1 protein-coding gene is annotated in these 681 nt (G+C 58.4%); it reads right to left on the bottom strand.

Translation table 11 applies throughout. The features are described 5' to 3' along the window. On the bottom strand, positions 1–681 hold a 681-nt coding region (locus tag B3W37_RS12820), incomplete at both ends, for a (4Fe-4S)-binding protein (RefSeq protein ID WP_483176057.1).

Below are 681 nucleotides of genomic sequence, written 5' to 3'. Positions count from 1 at the left end.
GGGAAGCCCGTACTTTAACGCACCGGACGGGCAGCGGTCAATGGTTTTGATTATGTTCAGCGGGGAATCGCCGTTTATGTCGACCCAGGGGCGCCGGGCCGGATTAAAGACCGTACCCAGGGTATCGAAGCAATTGGTGTCGTGAGTGCACAACTCCGGGTTCCAATAGACGATAATATCTTCGTTCTGATAGATTCGGGGGTATTCAGCCGCCGGGTTGTCTTTGCCATAATGCGGGTTGATCTCAATTTGATAGCTCAAGCCGGTTTGCAGCCTGCTCTCGTCCCCTTTCAGGGCTGCCGCAAAGTCCCGGCCCCAGGCCTGGGCCGCCTCCAGTTGCTCGGGAGCAGGTTTTAAGCGCGCCCTTATCCCGGGCATCAGTTTCATGCGCAGCATCCGCAGGCGGGATTCCACATGGGGAACCCCTTCCCCGCTCCACCCGTATGAGCCGAAGGCGGCGGCGATCATTCCGCCGTGGGTGACCGGGGAGAGATGGGCCAACAGTTGCCAGACCGGCAATACCGCGTCTTTGTTTAATGTGGGCGTACCGATCAGGAGCCCCCGCGCCCCCTCCAGTTCAGCCATCACCTCTTCAGGGGTGCTGTAGATGAGGTCGAACCATTTGACCTCTATGCCGCCGTTCTCAAGCATACCGGCTTCAATATGCTCCCCCAGCATTTT

It is taken from the genome of Syntrophomonas sp. UBA5494 (genome assembly GCF_002426325.1).
The sequence above is the reverse complement of the archived record's forward strand: the minus strand, read 5'-3'. Positions and strand labels throughout refer to the sequence as shown.